6 protein-coding genes are annotated in these 9,959 nt (G+C 70.7%); 3 read left to right on the forward strand and 3 right to left on the reverse strand.

Annotation, left to right across the window (positions count from 1 at the left end):
• Nucleotides 1-247 precede the first annotated feature (247 nt).
• Together E3T34_RS02665 and E3T34_RS02670 are read right to left on the reverse strand one after the other, a co-directional pair.
• The gene (locus E3T34_RS02665) at nucleotides 248-3,682 is read right to left on the reverse strand and encodes an ATP-dependent DNA helicase (protein ID WP_134342088.1); all 3,435 of its coding nucleotides are present in this window, start codon (nucleotides 3,680-3,682) and stop codon (nucleotides 248-250) included.
• Nucleotides 3,679-6,993: an ATP-dependent DNA helicase gene (locus E3T34_RS02670; protein WP_134342090.1), complete on the reverse strand. Its 3,315-nt coding sequence runs from the start codon at nucleotides 6,991-6,993 to the stop codon at nucleotides 3,679-3,681. Before E3T34_RS02670 ends, E3T34_RS02665 begins: the two co-directional genes overlap by 4 nt.
• Nucleotides 6,994-7,091: 98 nt before the next feature.
• Here E3T34_RS02670 and E3T34_RS02675 point away from each other — a divergent pair, with 98 nt between their 5' ends.
• Both E3T34_RS02675 and E3T34_RS02680 read left to right on the forward strand, forming a co-directional pair.
• On the forward strand, nucleotides 7,092-7,316 hold the full coding sequence (locus tag E3T34_RS02675) for a DUF3107 domain-containing protein (protein WP_104101050.1): 225 nt from the start codon (nucleotides 7,092-7,094) through the stop codon (nucleotides 7,314-7,316).
• Nucleotides 7,317-7,322: 6 nt separating this feature from the next.
• Nucleotides 7,323-7,631: a hypothetical protein gene (locus E3T34_RS02680; protein ID WP_104101049.1), complete on the forward strand. Its 309-nt coding sequence runs from the start codon at nucleotides 7,323-7,325 to the stop codon at nucleotides 7,629-7,631.
• Between the two features lie 33 nt (nucleotides 7,632-7,664).
• Here E3T34_RS02680 and E3T34_RS02685 read toward each other — a convergent pair whose 3' ends face one another.
• Nucleotides 7,665-8,372, reverse strand: coding sequence for a ferritin-like fold-containing protein (locus tag E3T34_RS02685; protein ID WP_233191421.1), 708 nt, complete (start codon nucleotides 8,370-8,372; stop codon nucleotides 7,665-7,667).
• A 207-nt stretch (nucleotides 8,373-8,579) separates the two neighbouring features.
• Between E3T34_RS02685 and E3T34_RS02690 the strand changes: the two genes are divergently transcribed.
• A partial coding sequence (locus E3T34_RS02690; RefSeq protein ID WP_134342091.1) for a DEAD/DEAH box helicase occupies nucleotides 8,580-9,959 on the forward strand: 1,380 nt, incomplete at its 3' end.

Below are 9,959 nucleotides of genomic sequence, written 5' to 3' on the forward strand. Positions count from 1 at the left end.
TGCTCTACGCCGAGCTGGAGCTGGCCCGCTGGCTGCTGCACGGCACGGACACGCGCAGCCAGGGGATCGTCGACGACGCCGTGGCCATGCTCGACGGTCTGGTGGACAACGTGCACCAGGCTACGTCGCATCCGTTGTCACCGGCCGCCGGCCCGATCCTCGATGTTGCCGGGGTGGAGAGCATGCTCAAGTCCACACCGCGCGGCATCCCCCGCCGCGACCTGGGTGGTTCCATGCACACCGACGCCTACAACCTGTCGGAGTTCGGCGGCGAGTTCGAGGACGACGACGAGACCGGCTCCGGTTCGGGTCCAGGCTCGTCGTCATCGTCATCGGCCGACGATGCCACCACCGGCGCGCTCGACACCGTGGGCGATACCGCCTTCAGTCGAACGGACGACCAGGCCCGCACCAGGTCCTCCTCGGAGTAGAGCCGGTCGGGGGCGACGATCGTGTCGTCCGCGACGAAGTAGAACACCGCGTCGACGATCTCCGGGTCGATGCCCTTCCAGCGCGCATAGGCGAGCCGGTACAGGGCCAGCTGGGTCTGCTTGAGCTCGAGGTCCGCGGCGCTCGAAGGCGCCCGGCCGGTCTTCCAGTCGACGACCTGGTAGCCCGTCTCGGTGCGGTAGACCGCGTCGAGCTTGCACACGAAGACCTGCCCGGCCAGCACGTGGTGGATCTCGATCTCGACCTCTTCGGGCTGCACCGACGCCCACGGCGAGTGCTCGAAGGTGCGCTGCAGCCGTTCGAGCTGGGCCTGCTCCAGCGGCTGGTTCTGGTCGAGGTCGAGGTCGAGGTCGTCGGGGCCCTGGTCACCGAGGTCCAGTTCGCTCTCGTCCGCGTCGATCAGGTCGCCGCCCGACGCCCCGCCGGCGCGCTGTTCCACCCAGGAGTGGAACAGGGTGCCCAGCCGGGTGGCCCGATACGGTCGCTCGGGCATGGGGCGGCGCAGGGCGGCGGCCACCCCCACCGGGTCGTCGATGTAGTCCTTGAACCGGGAAGCCGAAATGCGCGTGGGCAGCGGGACGGCGCCCGCGCCGGCGAGGCGCAGCATCCGTTCCTCGAGCAGCAGGGTGACCGCGTGGGACCACCGGGTGTCGCGTTCGCTCTGCGCTTCGGCGCGCACCCGGGCGGCCGCGGCCTCGACGAGGGGCCGCCGCGTGCCGAGCGGGTCGAAGGGCCAGTGCTCGTCGACGCCCTCCCCGGTGTCGGGTTTCTCGTCGTGCTCGCTGCCCTCCGGCAGCGCGGCGATCAGCCCGGCCTCGGCGAGCTCTTCGAGGTACCGACTGGGGGCGCGCACGGTGCTGCCGCCGCCCCAGTACGATCCGGTGAGCAGCAGCTCCTCCTGGGCGCGGGTCGTGGCCACATAGATCAGGCGCCGCTCCTCGTCGTCGTGGCGGGCGGCGAGCTGCTCTTTGTAGGCTTGAAATTCTGTGTCGAACGACAGCTGGGTCTCATGCTCCTGCCAGGCGAGCTCGGGCAGCTCGGCCCGGTCGCCGCGGAACGGGTAGGGCAGCTCGCCGAACTTCAGCCAGCCGGCCCCGTCCCGGGTCTGAGCCGGCAGGCTCTTCTCGGTCAGGTTGGGGATGGCCACATAGTCCCACTCGAGCCCCTTGGCCCCGTGGATGGTGAGCAGTTGCACGGTGCCGCTCTCGCCCGGCTCGATCCGCGGGCCCAGGTCGTCGTAGGCGGCGGCCCTGCCCAGCCAGCGCAGGAAACCGGCGAGGCTGCCGACCTCGTCGCTGGCAAGGAAGGCGGAGACCGTGTCGTGGAAAGCGTAGAGGTTCGCGAGGCCCAGGCCGTTGGCCTCGTTGGCGACGAGTTCCACGTCGAGCAGGAGCTCCTGCTCGATCAGCCGCACGAAGTCCAGCAGCGGCAGGCCGGCCCGCGCGCGCAGCCAGGCCAGCTGGCGGCCGGCGGCCCGCACCCGGGCCCGGCCGGTGTCGCTGAAGCCCGCGAGCTGCCCGTGGGTCTCGGGGGCGGCAGCCACGAAGTCGAGGGCGTCGACGAGCGACGCGCCCTCGTCGACGGCGACGGATGCCCGCATCTTGGCTTTGAGTTCCTGTGTCACCGCCTGCTGGGCCCAGTCGTGTGCCGCCAGCCAGCGCGCCACGGCCGCGAGGTGCTGCAGGTCGCGGGGGCCGACCCGGTAGCGACCGCTGGCGAGCAGTCGCACCAGTTCGCTGCCGGCGGAGGGATCGTGAACGACCCGCAGCACGCAGATGACGTCGGTGACCTCCGGGGTGGAGAGCAGGCCGCCGAGGCCGAGCACGTGGGCGCGGACGCCTTGCTCCCGCAGCACCTCGGCGAAGAACTCCATCTCGCGCCGGGCCCGGAAGAGCATCGCGCCGGACTTGTCGGTGCCGCTGGTGAGGCGCGTGGCGAACCAGTCCGCCACGACCCGGGCCTCGTCGGCGATGGTCTCCAGCATCGACGCCTCGACCCGCCCGTTCGCCTTACCGGCCGGCACCGCGAGGGTGTCGACCTGGATGCCGTCGGGCCGGGCCCGGAGCGCCTCGCTCAGCGGCGCCACCAGCGCGTTCGCGGTGTCAAGCACCGTGACCGGGTTGCGCCAGGTGACGGAGAGGCTCATCGACGGCGACTGGCGGTTGGAGAGTCCGGCGAAGCTCTGCGAGAAACCCAGCAGGTTCGCCGAGCTGGCCCCGCGCCAGCCGTAAATGGACTGGTGCGGGTCACCGACGGCCATCACCGGATGCCGGCTGAAGAGGGTGTGCAGCAGCTCGGTCTGCAGCACCGAGGTGTCCTGGTATTCATCGAGCAGCACCACCCGGTACTGGTCGCGGTAGCGAGCGACGACCTGCAGGGTCTTCTGGCAGACCTGCAGGGCGAGAGCCACCTGGTCGGAGAACTCGATCAGCCCGAGCCGGCGCTTCTCCACTGCGAAGCGTTCGGCGAGCTCGAACAGAACCGGCAGCGGCTCCACCGCCGCGAGTGACTCGGCGACCGAGGCATACGGGATCTTTTTGCGCGGGTTGCCGTAGGGCAGGTCTCGCAGATAGCCGAAGCCGGCGGAGAGGCCGGTCAGGTCGTGCGGCGCGGCCGGAACGCCCGGAACAACAGGCGGGGGGTTCTCGGCGAGGGAACGGCTGAAGGCAAGCACGGCATCCGTCACCGCGTCGAGCTTCTTGCCGAAGGGTACGAGCCGGCTGTCGCCGTGCTCGATCACCACTCGGCGGGCCAGCAGCCAGGCGCTGGTCTCGCTGAGAAGCACCGACTCGGGTTCGCGCCCGAGGAGCAGGGCGTTGTCGGTGAACAGGCGGCTGGCGAACGAGTTGTACGTCGACACCGTGGGCATGTTGAACAGGTCGGAGGAATCTATCGTGACCACCCCCGCCGCGGGCGCCGGCGGCTTCGGCAGCAGCCCCTGCGCGTCGAGCTGGTCGATGCGGTCGCGGATGCGCTCGGACAGTTCGCCGGCGGCCTTGCGGGTGAAGGTGAGGCCGAGGATCTGGTCGGGCCGGGCGTGCCCGTTGGCGAGCAGCCAGAGCACCCGGTTGGCCATGGTCTCGGTCTTGCCGCTGCCGGCCCCAGCCACCACGAGGGTGGGCGTCAACGGCGCCTCGATCACGGCCTGCTGTTCATCCGTGGGGGGGAACATGCCCAGCGTCGCAGCGATCTGGCGGGCCGAGATGGGCGGCGGGGTGACGGACTGGTTCATGAGCTGACCTGCTTGATGACGTGGATTCGGCAGGACCCGTGCGAGCGCGGGTCGAGGCAGTGGGAACTGATTTCGGCGAGGAAGGTGGCGCCGCCCATGCCGGCGGCGTCCCAACCGACCCGGCTGCGGAAGGCCGCAAGCTCCTCAGGGGTGAAGGTGGACTGGGTGGGATTGCGGTAATTCTGCTTGACCGTGCCGCTGGACACGATCAGGAGGCGAGCGCCGGCGAGCGGCATTCCGGCGGGGATGCCCTCGATGGCACCCTCGCTGAACGCGAGCTGGTAGGCGCCGAGCTGCGGATGCAGGGCCACCCCGGCGTCGCTGATCGGGTCGCCGCGGCCCGTCTTCAGGTCGACGATGACCGCCCGCCCGTCGCCGAGCCGCTCGACCCGGTCGACCGTGCCGGACAGCACGGCGCCGTCGACGTCGAGCTGGAAGGTGCCCTCCGCGCTGAGCAGGCTGCCACCGCCGTGTTCGAAGTCGAGCAGGTAGGAGGCGAGCCGGTCGGTCAGCACGCGCGCCTCGACTTTCTGCACCCGGGACTGCCAGTCGGCGTCGAACTGAAGCTCACCCCAGCGCGCCTCGACGCCCTTCCAGAGCGCGTCGGGGCTATGACTGGTGGAGTCCTCCATCACCTTGTGGATGATCGTGCCGAGGTTCGCGGCGGTGTTGGACGTGCCGCCGCCGACCTGCCCGATCACCCAGTGCAGCGGGCAGGTCTCGAAGGCCGCCATCCGCGACGGCGAGACGCGCACCGGGGCGTCGCCGGCCTCCGGGTCGTTGAGCGGGCGCACGGTGCTGGGCTCGTTCAGGCCGTACCACTGGTCGGGGGCGGCACCGACCACGTTCTCCCGGGCCAGCCGGGCCAGGGTCGCCGCGGCATCCGTGGCCCGGCTCGCGGCCTCGTCGCCGTGGGCCGCGGTGCCCCGGGTCAAATCCCGGCGGAGCCGGCCCACCAGGCCGCGCAGGGAGAGCGGGTAGCGGCTGATGTCGCCGGGCTCCGGAGCCGTGCGCGGTGCGGGCTTCGGCAGCAGCCGTAAAAAGACCGACGGCTGGTTCTCCTCGTTGTCGATGGCAGTCACCAGCAGTTCGCTGCGGGCGCGGCTGGCCGCCTGGGCGAACATGCGCAGCTCGTCGTGCAGCACGGTGGTGCGGGCGCCGGCCTCCTCCGGGCGCCGGCCGGCGGCGAGCGCGGCCAGGTCGCCGGCTCCGAGCAGCGAACCACGGATGCGCAGGTCGGGCCAGACGTTCTCCTGCACCCCGGCGATGACGACGACGTCGAATTCGCGGCCGATCAGGCCGCTCGGGGTGGACACGATGACCGCGTCGCCCAGCGCGCGCGGGGCGAGGGTGTCTTCGGGCACGTCGGTGTCGACAAGGTGTTCGAGGAACAAAACCGGCGGGGCGGTCGGGGTGCGCTCCACGTAGCGCTGCGCGGCGGAGAAGAGCTCCACCACGGCGTCGAGGTTGTGGTTGGCCTCGTCGGCGACGATGCCCGTGCCGGTGGACTGGTCCTTCCACTCCCGGGCGAGGCCGCTTCGTTGCCAGAGACCCCAGAGCAGTTCCTCGATCGTGGCGCCGGCAGCGTATTCCACGGCGGCCGCCCGAAGGCTCTCCCCGCAGCTGGCGGCCCGGCGGGCCGTGCGGTTGTCGATGGCGGCGAACAGGCCGGGGTCGCCGAGGGCCTCCACCAGGAGCTCGTCGGCGGAGCGGTTCCGGTCACTGCTGAGTTCCTGTTGGCGCAGCGCGGCACGCAGGCGCCGCAGGGTGATCGGGTCGAGGCCGCCGAGCGGGCCGCGGAGCAGCAGGGTCGCCTCCTCGGGCCCCAGGGGTGTGCGGCCCAGGGTCACCTCGAGCGCGAGGATGAAGGCCCGCACGGCGTAATCGTCGCGGAGCGCGGTCTGCGCCGACGACACCTGGGTGGGCACCTCGAGCGCGGCGAGCCCCTTGGACAGGGCGGGCACGAGCGAGCCGCTGCGCACGACGACCGCCATCTGACCCCACGGAATGCCGCCGAGCACGTGCCGCTCCCGCAGCCGGCGGGCGATCACGGCGAGCTGGTCGGCGGGGCTGTCCGCGAGCATGGTCTGCACGGGGTTCGGCTCCCCGGCAGGCTCGGCCTGGTCCGCCTGCCCTCCGGGCTGGACTGCCTGCGCGGCCGGGTCAGCCACGCCGACGGCGAACCGTTGAGTGCCGGCCGAGGCCGCGCCGATGCGGTGCGTGAGACCCCGCACCACCCCGCGGATGGCCGCGTCGTGCCGGTACACCGTGCTGAGAACCAGGGTCGGCAGCACGGCGCCGGACAGGTACGCGCCCAGCCGGCCGAGGGCATCCGGGTGGGCGCCGTGGAAGGAACCGGTGCTGATATCGGGGTCGCCGAACGCAATGACGCCCACGCCGCGCGCCGCGAACTGGGCGAGGAGGGTCAGGTTGGCCTGGGTAAGTTCTTGCGCATCGTCGAGCAGGATCAGGCGCAGGCTGCCGAGCGAGCCGAGCGCCGCGGAACCGGCCGGGGCCCGGGCCACGATGGCCGCGGCGAACTGGGCCAGTTCGGTGGAGTCGTACTGGCCGGGGCGGGACTGGTCTTTCACGTCGTCGTAGCCGCGGATGAACTCGGCCGCGGCCACCCACTCCGGGCGCTGCTCGCTGCGGCCGAGAGCCGCAAGCGCCTCCGGGGTGACGCCGTATTCGACGGCGCGCATCATCAGGTCGCGCAGCTGCGTGCGGAACCCGCGCAGGCTGCGCACGTCGGCGCCGAGGCTGTCGGGCCAGTCCGGTGCGGCGTGCCGCGACTCAGGGTGTGACTCGATGTGCTGCGACCCGCCCTTCGCTTCGGCCTGCTGCGCTTCGGCGTGGTCCTGCCGGTGCCCCTCGAGCAGCTCCGCGATGATCTGGTCTTGTTCGCCGCCGGTGAGCAGGGTGGGAGCCGCGCCTCCCGCCCGGGCCAGGGCATCCCGCACGATCTGGAACGCGACCGAGTTCGCGGTGCGGGCCAGCGGGCCGTTGGTGGGCACGCCGAGGCGCAGCGCAAGCCGGTCACGCAGGGCCGTCGCCCCCGTGCGAGTGGGCACCAGCACAAGCACCTCGCTGGGCGAATACCCGTGGCCCCGCACGCACTCGGCGACGAGTTCGACCAGCGTGGTGGTCTTGCCGGTGCCGGGTGCGCCGATCACGGAGGCGCTGACTCCCGAGGTGTGGCGTCGACCACCGGGCAGGGCAGGCTGCGCTACCAGCGCAAGAACGGCGCGTTGCGAGTCGTCGAGAACGACCGTTTCTTGCTCGGTACGGAGCGGGAGTCCCAGGGTTGTCACGTTTTCAAACGTAACGGGTTGCGCCGACAGTGAACGATGTCGGCCCGGTGCGCGGTTCTGTCGTAATCTGGGCGCTTAGGCAACGAAAGGCGCATCTGGTGGATATCCGCATTGGCATCTTCAATTCTCCCCGTGAGATTGGCTTCGAGACCTCACAGCCCGCGAACGAGGTCGAGGAAACGGTCGCTGCCGCCCTCGCCGGGCAGACCGGGTACCTGAAGCTCTCCGACAGCAAGGGCAAGGTCTACATCGTTCCGACCGTCGGGCTCGCGTACGTGGAGCTGGGCTCCGAGGAGTCCCGCCGCGTCGGCTTCGTCGCCTGACCAACCGTGGAACTGCTCTTCATCGCCCTCGGCGGTGCGGTTCTGGGGATTGCCGCACGGTATGCCATTCCGGGGCGCCGCGCACACGGTGCAGTCCTCGTCCCGGCGATCGGCACCATGGTCGCGTCCGTCGTCTGGGTGGCGCTGAGCTGGCTCGGCGCGCCCTTGGACGGTGGCTGGATCTGGTGGGTCACCCTCGGGGTGACCGCACTGGCATCCGTCGCAGCCGACCTGGCCCTGGTGCGCACGCGCACCGCCGGCGACGAGCGGATGCTGCACACCCTGATGCGCGACGGGCACCCGGCCCGCGCGTGACGAAGGTTCCCCGTGCGGCCGGCGGTCAGGCGGTCAGGCGGTCAGGCCGAGTCCGTCCATGCGCCGCGTGTGCGCGGCGATGAGCTCGGTGAACACGGGTTCGATCCGGGACTCCGCTGCGGTGATGCCCTCCATCGGCAGAGCCGAGCGGGCGACCAGCAGGGTGTCCCCGACCAGGCGTCGTCCCCACAGGGCCAGGTGCGACCCGAGCGCCGGGGCGGCGCCGATAGCGGCCTTCAGGTGGGTGACGAGAACCTCCGTGCCGGCGTCCTGGCCGAGCAGGTGCGCCACCCGCGGGCCCACATCGCCGGGCAGCCCGTCGGACAGCCGGATGAAGAAGTCGTCGAGCAGTCCCCCGGCGAGATAGCAGCTGAGCAGCAGTTCGTTCCAGTCGGCGCCGGCCGTCTGCTCGCGGAACGCGTCGAGGTGGGGCGCGAACGGGGCCATCACCTCGGACGGCTCACCGCCGCGGCGGCGGATCTCGGCCACGAGCCCCTGGTGCTTGGCGAGGGCCCGGCCGGCGGCGACGCTCAGCGCCTCCTTCGCGGTGAGGTCCGGAGCGATCGCGATGGCCAGGGCGAGGTTCTCGAACATGCCGAGTTGGAAGTATGCCGCCTGGCCGAAGTAGGGCAGCAACTCCGGCGTGAAACCGGCGATGTCCATTTTCGTGGTCGACTGACGTGCCCGCCGCGCCGGTTGCCGGGGTGCCTCCACGCGCTTCTTGCGCCCATCGATCCACATGATCACAGGCCCAGCTTAGAACAGTGTCGTGCCGCCACCGCGGGTTCCGGCCCACGCTGGGCGCATCGGCGCGTCCGGGTCCGGTATAAGAGACTTCACAGGGCCGCCCGATAGGCTGGGGCCACGCCATCGGCATGGATCGATGGCCAGGTGCCCGAAGCAAAAGACGGGCGCATCCCGCTTCCAGCTAATGACAGGCAATAATTCGTGACTTTCTCCGAACTCAACATCGACCAGGACATGGTTCAGGCTCTCGCTGATAAAGGCATCATCGAGCCCTTCCCCATCCAGGTGCAGACCATCCCCCTCGCCCTGAGCGGCCAGGACATCATCGGTCAGGCCAAGACCGGCACCGGCAAGACCCTCGGCTTCGGCCTTCCGATCATTCAGCGACTCGGGCTCGACCCCGCACCCGGCGTGCAGGTACTCGTCGTCGTCCCGACCCGCGAGCTGTGCGTGCAGGTCTCCGAAGACCTCGAGATGGCTTCCAGCAACCGCAACACCAAGGTTGTCTCCATCTACGGCGGCAAGGCGTACGAAGGTCAGATCGAGGCGCTCAAGGCCGGCGCGCAGATCGTCGTCGGCACCCCCGGCCGGCTCCTCGACCTCGCCAGCCAGCGCCTGCTCAGCCTCGCCAACGTAAGCGAGATGGTGCTCGACGAGGCCGACAAGATGCTCGACCTCGGCTTCCTCGCCGACATCGAGAAGCTGTTCTCGCAGACGCCGCCCACCCGCCACACGATGCTGTTCTCGGCCACGATGCCGGGCCCGATCGTCGCCCTGGCGCGCCGGTTCATGAACCGCCCGATCCACATCCGTGCGTCCGACCCCGACGAGGGCCTGATGCAGGCCAACATCGAGCACCTTGTCTACCGCGCACACAACATGGACAAGGACGAGGTGATCGGCCGCATCCTGATGGCCGAGGGCCGCGGCAAGACCGTGATCTTCACCCGCACCAAGCGCGCCGCCGCCAAGCTGGTCGAGGAGCTCGGCGATCGCGGCTTCAACGCCACGGCCGTGCACGGTGACCTCAACCAGGAACAGCGTGAACGCGCCATGGCCTCCTTCAAGGCCGGCAAGAAGGACATTCTGATCGCCACGGATGTCGCCGCGCGCGGCATCGACGTGGACGACGTCACTCACGTGATCAACCACACCATCCCCGAGGACGAGAAGGCCTACCTGCACCGCGTAGGACGCACCGGCCGTGCGGGCAAGACCGGCATTGCGGTCACGTTCGTCGACTGGGACGACATGCACAAGTGGACGCTGATCAACAACGCGCTCGACTTCGGCACGCCGGTTCCGATGGAGACCTACTCGTCGTCGCCGCACCTCTATGCCGACCTGAACATCCCGGCCGGGTCGAAGGGTCGCCTCCGCGCCTCGCCCATCCGGGAGACCGCCGCCTCGGCTGCACGCACGGGTGGCGCAGGCCGTACCGGCGGCGCCGGCCGCTCCGACTCGGGCCGCTCTGACTTCGGCCGTTCCGGCGGGGGCCGCACCGGTGGCGACTCCTCGCGCTCGGGCGCCGGTCGCTCCGGCGCCGGTCACACCGACGCCGCACGCTCGGGCGCGAGCCAC

Origin of the sequence: Cryobacterium sp. TMT1-62 (genome assembly GCF_004403145.1) — a bacterium.
GTDB classification, from domain to species: Bacteria; Actinomycetota; Actinomycetes; order Actinomycetales; family Microbacteriaceae; genus Cryobacterium; species Cryobacterium sandaracinum.